The sequence below is a fragment of the Chloroflexota bacterium genome (assembly GCA_016197225.1).
GTDB lineage: Bacteria > Chloroflexota > Anaerolineae > Anaerolineales > VGOW01 > VGOW01.
In genome coordinates, this window is record JACPWC010000005.1 from 14594 (window position 1) to 32012 (window position 17419).

Below are 17419 nucleotides of genomic sequence, written 5' to 3' on the forward strand. Positions count from 1 at the left end.
TAGAGATTGGAGAATTGGCGATTATGAAAATCATTTCCGTCTTTGGCACACGGCCCGAGGCCGTGAAGATGGCCCCGGTGGTGGCCGAACTTAGGAAGCACGCCAACGTCGAGTCGAAGGTGCTGGTGACGGCTCAACACCGCGACATGCTGGATCAGGTGTTGGAGATTTTCGGCATCACGCCCGATTTCGATCTCGACGTGATGCAGGAAGACCAGACTCCGACCGATGTGGCCGCCGAAGTGCTCAAGCGCATTCAACCCATTTTGCGCGACGAGCGGCCCGACTGGATTCTGGTGCAGGGCGACACGACGACGGTGCTGGCCGCGTCGTTGGCGGCCTTCTACAACCGGGTCAAAGTCGGCCACGTGGAAGCCGGCTTGCGGACTTATGACCGCCACAATCCATTCCCCGAAGAAATCAATCGGGTGCTGGCTGATCAGCTTTCTGATTTGCATTTTGCGCCGACCGAGACCGCCAGGGCCGCCTTGCTCAAAGAGGCGATTCCACCGGAGCGCGTTCACGTTACCGGCAACACGGTGATTGATGCCCTGCGAGTCATTGTGGCTCGCCCGGCCAACGGCTCGTTGCCCTCATTTCCCGCTGACAGGCGGCTGGTGCTGGTCACTGCCCATCGCCGCGAAAACTTCGGCCAACCCTTTGCCAACATGCTGGCCGCCCTCAAGCGCATCGCCGATCGCAGCGACGTGCATTTGTTGTATCCGGTTCACCCGAATCCGAACGTGCGCGGCCCGGCTTACGAAGTGTTGGGCCATCATCCACACGTCACCCTTCTGCCGCCGATGGATTATCTGGTCTTCGCTCATCTCATGGCGAAAGCGCATCTCATTCTCACCGACTCGGGCGGGATACAAGAAGAAGCGCCGGGGCTGGGCGTGCCGGTGCTGGTCATGCGCGCCGTCACCGAGCGCCCCGAAGCCGTGGCGGCAGGCACGGCCAAACTGGTGGGGACGGACACCGAGGCCATCTTAACAGAGGCGGCTAAACTGTTGGATGATCCGGCGGCTCACGCGGCGATGGCGAAGGCAGTCAATCCATTTGGCGACGGCCACGCGGCGGAGCGGATCGTCTCAATCTTATTGCGAGGAGAATCTCATTGAACTTGCCGTCTCTGAAGGGGCAACGGATTCTGATCACCGGCGGCCTGGGGTTCATCGGCAGTAACTTGGCTCGCAAATGCCTTGAACTGGGTGCGCAGGTGACTGTGTACGACTGCCTCGACCCGCGCTCCGGCGGCAACATGCACAACGTCCACGACATCGAAGGTTCGATTGAGATTATCCTCAACGACATCCGCAACTTCGACGGCGTGAGCGCCTGCATTCGCAACAAGGATGTGCTGTTCAGTTGCGCCGCTTACACCTCGCACCCCAACTCGATGCTGGAACCGTTGACCGATATTGACATCAACTGCAAAGGCATCATCAACCTGCTGGAAGCCGCCCGCCGTTTCAACCCTCACCTGAAAATCGTTCACGTCGCTTCGAGCACGCAAATCGGCAAGATGCACCTCAACCCGGTGGACGAACTGCATCCCGAATTTCCGATGGACATCTACTCGGCCAATAAAGTTGTGTCCGAGAAGTATATGCTGATTTATCACAGCGCGTACGGGCTGGCGACTTCGGTGGTGCGACTCGCCAACACCTTCGGCCCCCGGTCCAATATCAAAAATAGCGACCTGGGCTTCATCAACTACTTCATTGGCCTGGCTCTGCAAGGCAAAGACCTGACGGTGTTCGGCGAGGGCAAACAGATGCGTAATATCAGCTACGTGGACGATTGCGCCTCGGCGCTGATCTTGGCCTCGCAAAGCGAGCGGAGCAACGGCGAAGTGTTCTTTGCCGTGAGCGACCGGCAGTACAGCATCGTCGAGATCGCCCAAACGATCACGAATGTGATTGGCAAAAGCGGCGTGAGGTTTGTTGAGTGGCCCAAAGATCGTCAGATCATCGAGTTTGGCGATGCCATCATTAGCAACAAGAAGATAAAGGAGACGCTAAGCTGGTCGCCTGAGTGGGATTTGGAGCGGGGGTTGGGGCCGACGAAAGCGTATTTTGAGTCTTGCCTGGAGAAGTATTTGCGCTGATGAGGGCGAGGCTATGAAAGTGCTTGGGATTCATTACGGCCATAATGCGACAGTGTGTCTTATTGAAAATGGCACGATCACGTTTTGCCAAAGTGAAGAACGGCTGAACCGAATCAAAAACAGCACCGGCTTTCCTTTTCTAACCCTCGATTACATTTACAACCACATTGCGCCGCCCGAGGCAATTGATCTGGCTGTTGTCTTTCAAAAAACCATTTATGGCTATTTGCATTTGAAGAAGCATGGCTTCAAGTCTTTCCAGTATGGCTACTACTTGCGCGACGCCACGCTGAACGGCAAAAGCCTGAAGGAAAGACTCAAACAAACTGACCTGGGCTGGAGTCTGGGACTGATCAAGATTGCCGCCACTGAAAACGACAAGTCGCTCCAGAAAGAAGCGCACCGCTATTTCACCCGTAGCCTCAAATTGCCGCCGGAAAAAGTTCAATATTTGGATCACCATCTGGCTCATGCTTACAGCGCGCTTCTCAATACTCAAGATTGGGGCCGTGCGCTGATCTTTACTTTGGACGGAGTGGGCGACTGGAAATGCGCAACGGTGAACCTTTACGAGAATGGCAAGCTCACCGCTCTCAGCACAACCGATCATCGAAACTCTCTCGGCTACTATTACAGCGGAACGACAGCCATTTTGGGCATGAAAGCTGAGGAGCACGAGTTCAAGGTGATGGGACTGGCGCCGTATGCCAAGCCAACATATTACAAGCCGATCACTGATGAGCTTAGAAAATTGTTGACGATTGACGCCGACGGCAACTGGGTGAGCCGCCCCACGCTCAACCAGCTTATGCCAGAACTGGAACGGGTGTATCGTTTCCAGCGGTTTGATAACATCGCCGGCGCGATCCAGGAATTGACTGAGGAGCTGATCGCGCGCTGGGTGCGGTTCTGGGTTGAGAAAACCGGCTGTCGTAACGTGGCGGTGGCCGGAGGCGTGTTCATGAATGTCAAAGCCTGCCAGAAAATGGCCGAGATGGACACAGTGGATAAGTTGTTTGTCGTTCCCTCCGCCGCTGACGAGACAACGGCGGTGGGGTGCGCGGTGCGGGGCAGTATGGCTCTCGCGCCGCAAACGCCTGTTCAGCCGCTCCGTGATTTGTATCTCGGCATGGATTTTGACGATGCCAAAATCGAGAAAGCAATGGCAGAGATGAACGCCGGCGAACGCTATGATGTATCTCGGCCAGAAAACATTAATTGTAAAATCGGCCATTTGCTGGCCGAAAACAAGATCGTCGCCCGGTGCTCTGGCCGGATGGAGTTTGGGGCGCGGGCGCTAGGCAACCGTTCCATTTTGGCTAACCCCAGCGACCGAAAGAACGTGCAGTTGATCAACGACGCCGTCAAGAGCCGCGACTTCTGGATGCCATTCACGCCAAGCATTCTCGAAGACGACATGCCGCGCTACGTCCAGAACCACGAGCGCATTTTTGCGCCCTATATGTGCATCACCTTCAACAGCACACCTGAAGCCCGGCGCGATCTCCCGGCGGCCCTGCACCCAAAGGACTTCACCGTCCGGCCTCAGTGCGTTCGCAAGGACTGGAATAGTGATTACTACGAGATTATCCGTGCCTTCAAAGATCAGACCGGCATCGGTGGAGTGCTGAACACCAGTTTCAATCTGCACGGTGAGCCGAATGTTTGCTCGCCGGTTGACGCGATTCGCACGGTGGACAACTCTGGCCTTGCTTACCTGGCAATGGGAAGCTATTTGCTTGCCAAGCGTGATAACCAGCCATGACAACGGTCAGCGTCATCATTCCTGCTTACAATGCCTCGCGGTGGATGGCCGAGACATTGACGAGCGTGCTGGCCCAGGACTTCCCCGACTTTGAGGTGATTGTCGTTGACGACGGTTCCACCGACGATACCGCGACGGTAGTCGCTAAGTTTGAGCGTGTGCGTTACATTGCCAGACCCAATGGCGGTGAAGGCTCAGCGCGCAACGCCGGCATTTGCGCAGCAAACGGCGAGTATCTGGCGTTTGTGGATGCTGATGATCTCTGGGCGCAGGACAAACTTCGATTACAAATGGATCTATTGAAGCAGACTGGGTTGGCCTGGGTTTATTGTGATGCTGAAGTGTTTGACGGTGAAACGGGCAAGGGGCTCTACTTGTTGAGCCGGTTCAACCGCCCTCAAGTGGGTGACGTTTTACAATCCCTGTTGCTTCTCGACTTCATTCCCTGCCCCACGCCGCTCATCAGGCGCGATGTTTTTGAGACAGCCGGTTACTTTGACGAGACGGACATCTTGCGGATGCGAGCCGATTGGGACATGTGGTTGCGGATCGCGGCCCGCTACCCGGTCGGCTACATCAATTGCCCGTTGGCCCGCTACCGAGTCCACAATGCCAGCGGCACAAGCCGTGAGGCGGTGGAGGCCGCTTACCAGAGTGAGCTAACCGTGATCGAACGCGCCATCACCCGCGAGCCGGAGCAATTGGAACCGTTGAAAGCCCACGCGATTGCAAACCTGGCCACGCGCATGGGGCGGCGAGCGGCGCGTAGCGGCGACCTGGCTGAAGCGCGGCGGTTGTTTGCCCAGGCAATTCGGCTAAGGCCGCTCTCGGCCCGTTCGTATGTTGACTGGCTCGGGGCGCTAACCAACCCCCCAGTTCTCGGCGTTGCGATCCGTTTGCGGCATTGGCTGATTGCCCATCGGCCAGTGATATTAGGTTGAAAGAGGGTGTGGGATGAAGCGAGCATTTATCACCGGCGTCACCGGGCAGGATGGCTCTTACCTGGCAGAGTGGCTGTTGAGCAAAGGCTATCAGGTTCATGGTCTGGTGCGCCGGGCCAGCCTGTTCAACACCCAACGCATCAGCCCCATCTTTCAAGACCCGCATGAGACGACGGTCAACCTTTATTTGCACTATGGCGACCTGCTGGACGCCAGCCTGATGCACCAATTGATCGCCGAGATCAAACCCGACGAAGTTTATAACCTGGCGGCGCAGTCGCATGTGCGCGTGTCATTCGATATGCCCCGCTACACCGCCGACACGATAGTGGCCGGCACGGTGAACCTTTTGGAAGCCATCCGCCGTGAAAAGCCGGACGCGCGTTTTTATCAAGCCGCCTCCAGCGAAGTATTTGGCAAAGCGCAGGAAGTGCCTCAGCGCGAGACCACGCCGTTCTGGCCGCGCTCGCCTTACGGCGTGAGCAAGGCGGCCGCTTACTGGTTCACTGTGAATTATCGCGAATCATTCAAGTTGTTTGCGGCCAACGGCATTCTGTTTAACCACGAAGGGCCGCGACGCGGCGAGACGTTTGTGACCCGTAAAATCACGCGTGGCCTGGCCGAAATTTTGGCGGGCCGCCAGCAGAGAATTTTTCTGGGCAACCTGGAAGCGCGGCGCGATTGGGGCTACGCCAAAGAATACGTGGAAGGCATCTGGCGAATTTTGCAAGCCGAAGCGCCTTCTGATTATGTGCTGGCGACAGGCGAGACTCACAGCGTCCGTGAATTCCTGCAAACGTGCTGTGACATTCTTGGCCTGGATGCGGCTCAGGTTGTTTCGATTGACCCGCGTTATCTGCGCCCGGCAGAAGTGGATTTGCTTGTGGGCGACTCGACAAAAGCCAAACGGCAACTGGGGTGGGAGCCGAAGGCGCGTTTCAACGACCTGGTGCGCCTGATGCTGGCGGCTGATTTAGAAGCCTCGGGCCTTGACCCGGCGAAGTACGGGTTGGCGGCCTCAGAGGATAAGGCTGTGATCTCCGGCTGAAGGAGCAGGCGATGACTTTTTGGAACGGGCGCAAAGTGCTGGTGACGGGGGGCAACGGCTTCATCGGCAGTCATTTAGTGGAGCTGTTGGTGGCCGAAGGAGCCGTCGTGACCACGACGGCCTCTTCTGAAGCAACACGTTTCCGTTTTCTAGAGGCGGTTAAAAGTGAGATTCGGATAGTGGCCGGTGATTTGGCCGACCCGGGTTGCGCGCAAGAGGCGGTTCGAGGCCAGGAAATCGTCATACAGTTGGCGGCGCGGGTCGGCGGGATCGAATACAACCTCAAACATCCCGGCTCTATCTTTTACAACAACATGAGCGTCTTCATGTCGGTGCTGGAGGCGGCGCGCCGGGCCGGAGTTGAATTGTTTCTTGCCACCAGTTCGGCGTGTGTGTATCCGCGCTATTGCGCGATCCCTACTCCGGAAGAAGAGGGATTCAAAGACTGGCCGGAGCCGACTAATGAGGGCTATGGTTGGGCCAAACGGATGGAAGAGTTTCTGGGCGAAGCTTATGCCAAAGAATACGGGCTGAAGGTTCGAATCGCCCGCCCCTACAACGCCTACGGCCCGCGCGACAACTTCGACCCGGCTTCCAGCCACGTCATCCCGGCTCTCATTCGCCGGATCGTGCAGGGCGAGAATCCGATGGTGGTGTGGGGCGACGGCTCGGCCAGCCGCAGTTTTTTGTACGTGACCGACTTTGCTCGCGGGCTGATGGCAGTGGCGGAGAAATCGCCTCAGGTGGCGGCGATCAATATTGGCGCGAATGAAGAGACGACTATTCGCGAACTGGCCGAGACGCTCGTCCGTATTTCGGGCAAGCTGGTTGAGTTGCAGTTTGACGCTTCGAAGCCGACGGGTCAACCCCGGCGTTGTTGTGACACCCGATTGGCCGAGAGCCTATTGGGGTTTCAGGCTCAGGTGCCGCTGGAAGATGGTTTGCGGCAGACGATGGAGTGGTATTCGCGGCATCTCGGGTGAGAGGATGTTTATGACGAAAAAGAGCGCACAGCAACTTGAAGAGTTGATGTTCAATCGCGAGCCTGCCGCCGAGGCTGGGCCGGGGTTGCCAGTATCAGAACGACTTGAGAAACAGTGGAACAATGAGAAGTTGTTCTGGCGCGAATTGGACGGACGCGAGCCGACGCCGGAGCAGGTTGAACAACGCTTGCGGGCGGGCCGGGGGCGGGCGCAAGAGTTGCGGAAGGCGATTCACAACCTGATCCGCGAATATGCCGAAGAGCTTTATCAACCGGCGAATATCCGCCAGTTGGAACTGGTGCGTTCGTCTTATGATGAAGAAGAGATGATTGCGGCGATTGATGTCGTGTTGGATGACCGAATGACGATGGGGCCGCGGGTGGCCGCCTTTGAGGACGAATGGTCGGCGTTCTTGCCCGCGCCGTTTTCGGTGATGGTCAATTCCGGCTCATCGGCGAATTTGATGATGCTGTCGGCGCTGGCGTTTCCAGGCGTCGAGAGGCATCTGCAACCGGGCGATGAGGTTATACTCCCAGCAGTCGCCTGGTCAACGTCGCTCTTTCCGATTGCCCAGGTCGGTTGCCTGCCGGTGCTGGTGGACGTGAACCTTGACACGCTCAATATTGATCCGGCGCGGGTGGAGGCGGCCATCACGCCGCGCACGCGGGCGATCATGGCTGTGCATCTGCTGGGCAACCCATGCGACGTGCAGGCCTTGCTGGATATTGCCAGGCGGCATCACCTGTGGTTGATCGAAGATTGTTGCGAGTCGCATGGCGCCAGCGTAGATGGCCGACAAGTGGGGACGTTTGGCGATCTGTCAGCATTCAGCTTTTTCTTTTCGCACCACATGACGAGCGTGGAAGGCGGCATGGTATGTGGGCGCGACAAAGCCCTCTGGCGCGACCTGTTGATTTCGATGCGGGCGCATGGCTGGATTCGCGGGCGCGATGATCACGACGAGTGGGTGCGTCAATGCCCGGATATTGACCCGCGCTGGCTATTTGTCACCACCGGCTACAATTTGCGCCCCACCGAGATCAACGCCGCTTTCGGGCAGGTGCAACTCTCCAAGATGCCGGGATTTATTCAGAGGCGGGTGGCCACGCGCCAACGGGTGATGGAGTTGTTGCGGCCCTACGAGGAGTTCTTCTGCTTTCAACAAGAACTGCCAGGCCATCTGCACACCGCTTTTGGCTTTTCGTTTCTGGTTCGCCCGAACGCGCCCTTCTCCCGCGCCGAGTTCCAGGCTTACCTTGAGTCCTGCCGCATCCAAACCCGGCCCATCGTCGGTTCGAACCTGGCTCGCCAGCCGGTGATGAAATACGTGCCGCACCGCATCGTCGGGGACTTGCCCAACGCCGACACAATCCACTTTCAGGGCGTGATGATAGCCAATCATCATAATGTGACTGTTTCTCAGCAAGACTATCTGGTGGAATCTGTTGACCACTTCGTGCGTCGGCGCGCTTTGGTTTGAGCCGGCGCATTTAGAACTATGAAAGTTCTCCTGGCCGCGGCGAGGCACGACTACGGCGACAAGTCGCGGGGCCTCTCTAACGAATACTACAATTTATTCCTGCCGCTTGAGCGAGTTGTGGACTCGGTCGTCCTTTTCGACTTCATGGAGCAGTTTCAGTCACAAGGCCGCGAGCGCATGAACCACGATCTGCTGGAGATGGTCAAGCGCGAGCGGCCTGATGTTGCCATTATCGTTCTACACACTGATCAAGTGATGCCGGAAGTGATAGATGAGGTCAACCGGCACACGATCACGGTCGGGTATTTCTTCGACGACATGTGGCGGGTGAACTTCTCGCGCTTCTGGGCAAAGCATTTCACCTGGGTCACGACTTCGGATGTCAACGGCGTCCGGAAGTTTCGTCAGGCTGGCTTCAGCAACACGATTTTTTTGCCGTTTGCCTGCAATCACCGCATCTTCGTCAAGAAAGACCTGCCCAAACTTTACGATGTTACGTTTGTCGGCCAGTATCATCCGCACCGCGCCTGGTTGTTGAACCAACTTAAGCGGGCCGGGATCAAGGCGCAGATTTGGGGTTACAAGTGGGGGAATGGGCGGTTGGATCAGGACGCGATGGTGGACGTCTTTAATCAGAGCCGGATCAACCTGAACTTCTCGAACTGCGTTTCTTGGGACGCGAGGTATCTGTTGTCCTCGCCCAACGCCGTCAAAGACACGCTTCGGGCGCTGGTCAAGCGAGACGTCAAAACCCACGAGCAAATTAAAGGGCGGCATTTTGAGATCAATGCCTGTGGCGGCTTTCAGCTCTCTTACTATGTTGAAGGGTTAGAGCGATGTTACGCCATCGGCGAAGAAATGGCCCTCTATGCCGACCCTGATGATTTGGTTGAAAAGATACGTTATTACTTGAAAGATGAGGACGAGCGAGAAACTGTTGCCCGGCGCGGCTACGAGCGCACGTTGACCGAGCATACAATGGAGAAACGCTTTCAGCAACTCCTGACGGAAATCAGGCTACACCTGATTCAGTGAAGAGTGAAAAAGATTCTCATTCACACTTGGTCTCACGGCCATGGCCGACAGTTTGATCCCAACGTTCGCGATGCTAATAACGATCCTTACATTTACCTGCGCGAACGATTGGACGAATTAGGCTACAGCCTCGAAACGTCCGACGAGCATCCGCTGGACGATTGCGTCCGGATTCTGTTCTTCGACGCAATCTCCGTCAAGCCTTATGCTGGCTGGCGCGGAAAAATCAGGCGGGTCAACGAATATCTGAAAGGGAAGCCACCGTTTCGTGACTTGTATGGCGAGTGCCGGCGCGCTGGCATGGCGGAACGCGCGGCCTTGTTCTTGTGGGAAGCGCCTGCCGTTAGCCCGGCCAACTGGGACTCTGATCTGCATGATTTGTTCTCTATCATCCTGACATGGAATGATGCGGTCGTTGACGGACGCAAGTTTCACAAGTTTTATTGGCCCCAGCCTCGCCGCTTTCCTCAAATTCCCAAAACTCCTTTCTCCCAAAAGAAATTGCTAGTGAATATCTCGATGAATAAGTTTTCCCGCCATCCACGCGAGTTATACTCGGCGCGGCGGGCAACGATCCGGCACTTTGAACAGAGACGGTCAGACGATTTTGACTTGTACGGTGTGGATTGGGATCGCCCGGCAGGGCCGTTTCAACGGCTCTTCCCTTTTATCTATCGCCCCTATCCATCTTATCGCGGGGTAATTCAGCACAAGTGGGACATTCTGCCAAAGTATCGTTTCAGCTTGTGCTACGAAAATGTCTACGGCGAGCCGGGGTGGATCACCGAAAAGATTTTCGATAGCATGCGGGCCGGCTGTGTGCCGATCTACTGGGGCGCGCCCAACATCGCCGAGTACGTGGATGCCGACGCCTTTGTTGATCGCCGCCGTTTCCCGTCTGACCGTGAACTGGAAGAGTTCTTGATGGGTGTAACCGAGCGGGAATATGAGCGTTATCAAAAAGCGATGGAAGCTTATCTGTCCAGCGAACACTTTGCCCGTTTCCTGCCGCCCGCCTTTGCCGACACGGTCATTCGTGTTCTGAAGTTGTAGACGATCCAGTGAACCGCCTGCAACGCTCCTCCTTCAACATAATTTTCAGCGCGGCTGGCTGGGCCGTGCCTGCTCTGCTCAACTTCCTTTCCACGCCGATCCTGCTGAAATTGTTGGGAGAAGCGGCTTACGGTTTGCAGACCCTGGTCGCCGTTGTCATCGGTTATCTCACGGTGATGGATATGGGTCTGGACATTCCGGTCACTAAATTTCTGGCCGAGGATCATGCTCGGGGCGACTCCGAGTCAGAGAATCGCCTTCTCAACACTACTCTGCAACTCTATACCGGCATTGGCATCGTTGGCATGGTCATCATCATGCTGGCCGCAGATGTTCTTGCCCGCCGTGTGTTTGAGGTGCCTGATGAGTTAATCCGTCAGGCCGTCGTTGTCTTCAGGCTGGCCGGCGTTGGCTTCCTGGCGAGTGTGATGAGCATGTGGGGCAAAGCAATTGCCAACGGTTTGCAACGCTATGATGTTGCCAGCAAGATTTCGATCGCGGCCAATCTGGCGGGTGTCACTATCGGCCTGGCGGCGGTATATGCTGGTTATGGCGTTACCGGCTACGTGTTTATCAGGGTGCTGGTGTCATTGCTGACCGGAGTGGCTTACTTAATTTCTGCTCACCAGTTAATACCGGGCTTCCGGTTACGATTGGCAATAGATATGCCAATACTACAGCGAGTGAAAAGCTACGCCAGTTTTGGGTTGATCCTGCGCCTGACAGGGTTGATTGTCGGCGGGCTGGATCGAACGTTGATCGGCGCCTGGCTTGGCGTGGCCGCCGTGGCGCTTTATGCTGTGCCCGCTCTTGTTTCCGCCGCATTCAGCCAGCTTATCGGAAACATGCTTCACTTCATCTTTCCGATGGCAAGCGAGTTATACAGCACCAATCAATTCGAAGCACTGCAAAATATCTTTATTCGCTCGATGCGGTTTGTGGCTGGACTGGCTACAGCTATGATCGTTCCGCTTTTAGTCTTGGGCGACCTCTTTTTGAATTTATGGATTGGCCCGAATGTGACTGTCCAATCCGCCGCTGTTCTGCGATTATTACTCTTGACAGCTTATTTCCAGGCTGTCGCCGCCGTTCTGACAAATAACTTCGTTGTCGGGACAGGGCGGATTTCTGTTTTTTCGGTGTATGCCACCATCAACGGGCTAGTAGTCGGCGCGGGGTGCCTGTTATTCATCCGCCCATTTGGAATACAGGGAGCCGGGCTGGCACAACTTATCAGCGAAGCTGTAGATATTATCTTTATGATCTTTGTTGTGCAGCGCTACCTTCAAATCTCGCCGCTTGCCCTGTTCCGAACCGCATATTTACGACCGCTTCTGCTGGGTCTGGCAATTGGCGCATTGGCTTTTCTGGCCCGCCCAATCGCCACTTCGTGGATCGGGTTGAGCATGGTAGTAGGCTGTTTGGAGATCATCTACCTGGTTGTAGGTTATCAGATCGGCGTATTCAGCGAAACTGAAGCGCGGGCCGCAGTCGGATTGTGGCAAGCCATGTCAAAGTTAATGAGGCGGGCTGGAGCATAGATGAAAATCTTGTTTCTGCGCCCGCGTGCCGAACTGGGAGGGGCCAGCCGCCACATGCTGGCCCTTGCCACTGCCCTCGCCGAGCGCGGCCACGCCGTTACGCTGGGCACGGGCGGCGGCGAATGGCGCGATCAGTTTGCCCACCCCGTTTCCTTGCCACTCTACCCTTCAACAGCTCGTAACTTAATAGCTTCGATTGGACAAACGACGCAGGTGACGCATCGCGAAAAGATTGATGTGATTCACAGCCACCACCGCTTTACAACCATCGTCGGTCGGGCAGTAGCCCGCCTCACCGGCCTGCCCCTGGTCTGCACCGTTCACGAATTCAAGACCGATGCTCGTTGGCTGTCGCGTTTGTGGATTGCGCCCTGGGTGTGCGCGATCAGTGACGCGCTTCGTGATCACCTCATCCAATTCTACGGCGTTAATCCGGCGTGTGTTACCGTCACTCGGATAGGGGCGCTTCCAACTCTGCCCGACCCTTCTGCCGCTGACCGCTTACGTCACGCTTTGAGCGATGCGCCGTCAGGGCCTATCCTTGGTTACGTTGGCCGGCTTTCGCCAGAGAAAGGCGTAGCGACTTTGATTTACGCCTTGCCTCAGGTGCTTCAAGCACATCCAACTGCCCGCGTCGTCATCATCGGCGACGGCATCGAACGTCGCGTATTGGAAACATTGGCTACCTCCCTGGGCCTTGGCGATCAAGTGTGCTTTATGGGCGAACAAGTAGATGCGCCCCAATTGATGACCGCGATGGATGTGGTGGTTGTGCCGTCATTATCGGAAGGGTTTGGGTTGACGGCGGTTGAGGCGATGGCGGCGGCGAAACCGGTGGTGGCAAGCGCCGTTGGCGGACTGGTGGAAGTGGTTGAAGATGGGGTCACCGGGTTTTTAGTTCCACCAACTGATCCGGTTGCTTTGTCCGGGCGAATCATCGAGGTGTTAGCTAACCCGGCGCGGGCTGTTGCGATGGGAGCGGCCGGGCAGAAAAAAGTGGCCGAGTGGACTCCGGCGCAGGCGGCGGAAATAACAGAAGCGCTTTATCGGCGCGCTCTTGCCAATCATGCCTGAGTACCCTAATCAAAGAATCAATGTGTTAGGCGTGTGGATCGACTCGCTCGGTCTGGCCGAACTGCTGGAGCGTGTTTCTGCACTGGCGCGCGATGGCGAGCAACATACCGTGATGTATGCTAACGTTCACGTTCTCAACACTGTCGTAGAGGATGCGCTGCTGCGCCGCACTTTGAATAACGCAGACCTCGTTTATTGCGATGGCGATGGAGTGCGTCTGGGCGCGCGTTTGCTCGGCCAGCATTTGCCGCAACGAATGACGGGTGCGGACTGGATTTATCCGGCGTGCGAGCACTGGCAGCAAGAAGGGCTGTCTGTTTTCTTTTTTGGCGGCGCGCCCGGTGTGGCTGACCGGGCTGTGGCAAAACTCAAGCGGCAGTATCCGGCACTCCGCATTGCCGGGACTCACGCCGGCTTCTTTACAGACTCTTCAGCCGTCGTCGCCGCCGTCAATGTCGCCCGCCCCGACATCTTGCTGGCCGGGATGGGCACACCGATTCAAGAGCGGTGGGTGGCTGAACATGCCACGCATCTTGAAGTGTCAGTAATTTGGACGGTGGGGGCGGTGATGGATTTTGTGTCTGGCGAAGCGCCGCGCGCGCCGCGCTGGATGCTCGGCTACGGGTTGGAATGGTTGGGCCGCCTCCTGGCCGAGCCACGGCGGTTGTGGCGGCGTTATCTGATTGGCAACCCGCTGTTTTTGTGGCGAGTGCTTCAACAGCGATTGGGGTTGTTGCGCTTTGAAGATTGATGGCAAGGTGGGCGAGCGTGTAATTTGTGATGAGGCAATCAATGCAAACGGATATGAACCAGACCCGTGAGGCCAACCGCGCTTCTTCAGCCTCCGTCGGCTACTTGATCAAAGAAACCGTCCTGTTTTTGGCCTTTTGCTATCTGATGTTCTTTGTGAACACGTGGCGGGTTTACGCCAGTTATGATCACATCCGATTCGGCGTTGCGGCGCTTACGGTGATGTCACTGGGGTGGCTGGCTCTCGGCATGTGGCGGGGCCATGGCGCGCTTCTGCCTATGCCGCTGACATGGCCTCAGCTTCTCTTTCTTGGAGTCTATTTGTTCACTGCTCTCACTTCGACAGATCCTCGCCGCTCGCTGGATGAAGTCTGGGTAGCGGGCGCAAATATTTTTATCTTTGCTCTAACAGTGGAACTGGTAAATCGGGGTTGGCCGCGCGAGTTATTTGTCAAGACGCTATTGCTAGCGAGTACGTTGATCGTCGGCCTGGCTTGGTGGATGGCTATGGGCTGGTACCGAGCCTGGCTGACAACCTCGCCCGGATCGTGGGTGCCGGAAATTGCATATCGCTTGCCGTTGGCGAATGGCCTTGCCACTTTCTTCAATTTGCTGTTCATGGTTGCGCTAGCTCGCTTGGCCCCCTCGCACGCGCGTCTGCCTCGCGCCCTGCTGGTGGGCTGGGGTGTTAGTGTGCTTGGCCTCATCTTTCTGACGTTCTCACGCGGTGGCTGGCTGGGGTTTTTAGCCGGGGTTGTGACGCTGGCGGCGCTAAAAGTGCGCGATGCCGGCGGCGCTGAGTATTTGCGGCGCTTGAGAAATACTCTGCGGAAGAAGTGGCCTCTGGCATTAATGGCCCTGGCTCTCGGAGGAAGCGGGGCGGTGGTAATCATCTGGGTAGCCATCCGGTTGTTGGATAGCCCGGTGAAACTCCCGGCGCTGATCGCGCGTTCGCAGTTCTGGAATCCGGCCTGGCAATCGTTTCTGCAATCGCCATTTGTTGGAAGAGGGCCGTTAACTTTTGGAAGCGTTTACCTTTTGGGAAACTCGGTGCCGCCGTCCGCGTTCTACCCTCACGCTCACAGCATCTTCTTCAACCTGTTGGCCGAAACAGGCCTGGCCGGGTTAGCCGCCTTTGGAGTGTTGGCCGTGAGCGCGTTCCGCGCCTTGTGGAAGCAGGCGAATGTTTTGCGCGGCGATGACCGGGCGGTGGCGCTCGGCGCACTGGCCGGCGCGGCGGCCTTTGCCGCTCACAGTCTGGTGGATACGGTTCAGGTGGAGCCGGTGAACGCGGTAACGTTTGCCATCATTCTTGGTGTCGCCCTTGCGCCTGCCCAGGCTGTTGAGCGCCCCAAACGCCTTTCGACGGTTTTCGCTCGCCTGCCAATTTTTCTTGGCCTGGCGCTTTCGGTCTCCGGCTTTTACAACGTGTGGCGGCTGACTCCTTTGCACGACGCTGTCGAGGCTTCGCAACAAGGGCAATGGACAGAGACCGCGACTTTGTTGGAGGAAGCTGCCCGGCGAGATTCCAGATCGGCGATTATTTATCAACAGTTGGGTCTGGCGAAAAGTATTCTGGCCGCGCAGGGGCAACCCGAGGCTCTGGAACAGGCAACCGCCGCTTTTACAGAGACGGTTCAACTTGATCCGGACTGGTGGTTGAATCACGCAAATCTCGCTGCGTTGTTCGAATCGCAAAACAATTACGTTTCCGCTCTGGCCGAATTGCAAATTGCAGCCAGGCTTGCTCCCAAATCGGCGTTGGCCCATTTGAATTTGGGCGTGGCCGCCGAGGGCGCAAGTGAGTGGTCAGCCGCCGGGCGCGCCTATCACGACACGCTCGACTTGCGCCCGGATTGGGCCGAGGCGTATTTCTGGCGGGCTACGCCCTTTCGCCGGCAAGTGCTGGCCGAGTGGCGGCAAATGGCCACAACTACGCCTGCGCCAACTCTGGCCGAGCTTGAAGCGGCGGCTCAGAGCGCAGATCGCGCGAACACTTACATTCGACTCGCTAGCGTCTATGTGGCGTTGGGGCGGTTGGATGAGGCTGAGACTCTTTTGCAGAAGGCAACGCTTGCTTTTTTTGGCGCAGGCGAGGAGCGCTTGGAACTGCTTTGGGTGGAAGCCGAGTTGGCGGCGGCGAGAGGAGATTTGGGAGAGGCGGCGGCAAGAGGCGAGGAAGCAGTGAAAGGCTATCAACTGCAATCAGCGTTTGGGCCGGGCGCGTTTGGCGAAGCGATCTATGGACTGATTGTTTTCCGGCAGGAGACGATGGCGGTTGATCTCGCGCCGCAGTTGACGCCTGCGCCGTTCACCGACCTGTGGGCAAGACGCATGTTGCAAGCGGGTGACTGGCACAGGGTGGTGGGCGATGAGGTGCAAGCCAATTCGATCTACAGAGATTTGCTGGCGCTGGTTCCCGATCAGGCCGAAGCGAAGAGCCGACTGCAACGGTAGCCGATAAGCATTCGATGAATAATGTTGAAAAGTTGATTGCGTGGTTGGATGACGATTGGCGCTCTGTCGCGCTGTTAGCGTTGATCGTTCTCGCTTTTTTCTTGCCATCGTTGCTCATCCCCGATGTTTTGATTTGGCCCAACAGTGGCTTTGGCGCGGACATTATTCACTTCCATTGGCCTGATCTGGTGAGCTTTGCTTCTCACTTGCGTCAAGGTCGTCTTGCGCTATGGGACTCGTCAATGGCATTGGGTATGCCCATCGCGGGTGATCCCGGCGCGCTCTTCTTGTATCCACTTACACTGTTCTTTTTATTTTTACCACCCGCGTTGAGCTTCAACCTATTAGATGCCATTCATGTCTTCATCGGCGGCGTGTTCACGTTTTCGTTTTTGCGGAGCCACAACACCTCGCGCCCGTCAGCGTTGATCGGTGGATTGATCTTCGCCTTTGCGCCCAAAGTGATCATTCATCTCGCCGCTGGGCATTTGGGAGTGGTGTGGTGTTTGATGTGGTTGCCTGCCGTGCTGTTTGGCCTCAAACAGGCGATGGACGGATCGCTTTTCGCTTCACCGTGTGCAGGATTGGCGATGGCATTATCTATGCCGAACATGATTCAAATTTCATATTACATCATGCTTGTTGCGTCGGCGTTTTGGTGTTGGCACTTCGCGTCGGCAATATGGAAAAAAGAATGGACGCAAATACGTTGGTTGATGATTGTCTTTGCTGTTTATCTCGTCTCATTTATTTTGTTCGCATCGTTTGTCTTGTTGCCATTAAGCGAACTACTTCCTTATAACAGCCGCGCTAACTTCACGATTGGTGATGCAAACTTGTTCGCTTTGCCGCCCTATCTTCTCATCACGTTGTTTGCGCCTACCACGTTTCAATTTCCAGAGTGGACGATCTTTATGGGCGTGTTATCGCCATTGTTGATCGTAATCGCTTTCGTTCAATCACGCCGCGCCGCCAATTGGTTTTTTGTAGCGATGATTTTTTTGACATTGACCTTTTCACTTGGCACTGCTACGCCATTGTTTGAGTTTGCTTTTCGATTTGTTCCAGGCTTCGGCCTGTTGCGCGTCCCAGCCCGCGCTTGGTTCTTCGGCGCGTTTGCAGTTGCCGTGCTAGCGGGATTTGGCGCGGAGAAATTTTCAGATGCTCGATTGATTGGTTATC

Annotated in this window: 14 protein-coding genes; all 14 read left to right on the forward strand. The window is 56.4% G+C overall.

Annotated elements, in window-relative coordinates; genetic code table 11:
* Positions 1-23: 23 nt before the first annotated feature.
* The gene (wecB, locus tag HYZ49_00705; protein MBI3240801.1) at positions 24-1121 is read left to right on the forward strand and encodes a UDP-N-acetylglucosamine 2-epimerase (non-hydrolyzing); all 1098 of its coding nucleotides are present in this window, start codon (positions 24-26) and stop codon (positions 1119-1121) included.
* The gene (locus HYZ49_00710) at positions 1100-2110 is read left to right on the forward strand and encodes an NAD-dependent epimerase/dehydratase family protein (protein MBI3240802.1); all 1011 of its coding nucleotides are present in this window, start codon (positions 1100-1102) and stop codon (positions 2108-2110) included. The genes wecB and HYZ49_00710 overlap by 22 nt, the downstream gene beginning before the upstream one ends.
* A 13-nt stretch (positions 2111-2123) precedes the next feature.
* Positions 2124-3875, forward strand: a complete 1752-nt coding sequence (locus HYZ49_00715) for a hypothetical protein (GenBank protein ID MBI3240803.1) — start codon at positions 2124-2126, stop codon at positions 3873-3875.
* Positions 3872-4816 (forward strand): glycosyltransferase, encoded by a 945-nt coding sequence (locus tag HYZ49_00720; protein MBI3240804.1) that lies wholly within the window; start codon positions 3872-3874, stop codon positions 4814-4816. Before HYZ49_00715 ends, HYZ49_00720 begins: the two co-directional genes overlap by 4 nt.
* A gap of 13 nt (positions 4817-4829) precedes the next feature.
* Positions 4830-5864 carry a GDP-mannose 4,6-dehydratase gene (gene gmd / locus HYZ49_00725; protein MBI3240805.1) on the forward strand — a complete coding sequence of 345 codons (1035 nt, stop codon included), beginning with the start codon at positions 4830-4832 and terminating at the stop codon, positions 5862-5864.
* An 11-nt stretch (positions 5865-5875) separates the two neighbouring features.
* Positions 5876-6847, forward strand: coding sequence for an NAD-dependent epimerase/dehydratase family protein (locus tag HYZ49_00730; protein MBI3240806.1), 972 nt, complete (start codon positions 5876-5878; stop codon positions 6845-6847).
* A gap of 10 nt (positions 6848-6857) precedes the next feature.
* Positions 6858-8327: a DegT/DnrJ/EryC1/StrS family aminotransferase gene (locus HYZ49_00735; protein MBI3240807.1), complete on the forward strand. Its 1470-nt coding sequence runs from the start codon at positions 6858-6860 to the stop codon at positions 8325-8327.
* Positions 8328-8345: 18 nt separating this feature from the next.
* The gene (locus HYZ49_00740; GenBank protein ID MBI3240808.1) at positions 8346-9362 is read left to right on the forward strand and encodes a glycosyltransferase; all 1017 of its coding nucleotides are present in this window, start codon (positions 8346-8348) and stop codon (positions 9360-9362) included.
* A gap of 3 nt (positions 9363-9365) precedes the next feature.
* Positions 9366-10415: a hypothetical protein gene (locus HYZ49_00745; GenBank protein ID MBI3240809.1), complete on the forward strand. Its 1050-nt coding sequence runs from the start codon at positions 9366-9368 to the stop codon at positions 10413-10415.
* An 8-nt stretch (positions 10416-10423) separates the two neighbouring features.
* Positions 10424-11956 carry an oligosaccharide flippase family protein gene (locus tag HYZ49_00750; GenBank protein MBI3240810.1) on the forward strand — a complete coding sequence of 511 codons (1533 nt, stop codon included), beginning with the start codon at positions 10424-10426 and terminating at the stop codon, positions 11954-11956.
* Positions 11957-13030 carry a glycosyltransferase family 4 protein gene (locus HYZ49_00755; protein ID MBI3240811.1) on the forward strand — a complete coding sequence of 358 codons (1074 nt, stop codon included), beginning with the start codon at positions 11957-11959 and terminating at the stop codon, positions 13028-13030. It abuts the gene before it with no gap.
* Positions 13023-13781, forward strand: a complete 759-nt coding sequence (locus HYZ49_00760) for a WecB/TagA/CpsF family glycosyltransferase (GenBank protein ID MBI3240812.1) — start codon at positions 13023-13025, stop codon at positions 13779-13781. Before HYZ49_00755 ends, HYZ49_00760 begins: the two co-directional genes overlap by 8 nt.
* Positions 13782-13822: 41 nt before the next feature.
* Positions 13823-16237, forward strand: a complete 2415-nt coding sequence (locus HYZ49_00765) for an O-antigen ligase family protein (GenBank protein ID MBI3240813.1) — start codon at positions 13823-13825, stop codon at positions 16235-16237.
* A 14-nt stretch (positions 16238-16251) separates the two neighbouring features.
* Positions 16252-17419 (forward strand): YfhO family protein (locus tag HYZ49_00770; GenBank protein ID MBI3240814.1); only part of this gene is annotated, 1168 nt, incomplete at its 3' end.

Excerpts from the sequence above, each read along its gene's own strand:
- wecB (MBI3240801.1), top strand. The coding sequence starts at position 24 with ATGAAAATCATTTCCGTCTTTGGCACACGGCCCGAGGCCGTGAAGATG.
- HYZ49_00715 (MBI3240803.1), top strand. The coding sequence starts at position 2,124 with ATGAAAGTGCTTGGGATTCATTACGGCCATAATGCGACAGTGTGTCTT.
- HYZ49_00720 (MBI3240804.1), top strand. The coding sequence starts at position 3,872 with ATGACAACGGTCAGCGTCATCATTCCTGCTTACAATGCCTCGCGGTGG.
- gmd (MBI3240805.1), top strand. The coding sequence starts at position 4,830 with ATGAAGCGAGCATTTATCACCGGCGTCACCGGGCAGGATGGCTCTTAC.
- HYZ49_00730 (MBI3240806.1), top strand. The coding sequence starts at position 5,876 with ATGACTTTTTGGAACGGGCGCAAAGTGCTGGTGACGGGGGGCAACGGC.
- HYZ49_00735 (MBI3240807.1), top strand. The coding sequence starts at position 6,858 with ATGACGAAAAAGAGCGCACAGCAACTTGAAGAGTTGATGTTCAATCGC.
- HYZ49_00740 (MBI3240808.1), top strand. The coding sequence starts at position 8,346 with ATGAAAGTTCTCCTGGCCGCGGCGAGGCACGACTACGGCGACAAGTCG.
- HYZ49_00755 (MBI3240811.1), top strand. The coding sequence starts at position 11,957 with ATGAAAATCTTGTTTCTGCGCCCGCGTGCCGAACTGGGAGGGGCCAGC.
- HYZ49_00760 (MBI3240812.1), top strand. The coding sequence starts at position 13,023 with ATGCCTGAGTACCCTAATCAAAGAATCAATGTGTTAGGCGTGTGGATC.
- HYZ49_00765 (MBI3240813.1), top strand. The coding sequence starts at position 13,823 with ATGCAAACGGATATGAACCAGACCCGTGAGGCCAACCGCGCTTCTTCA.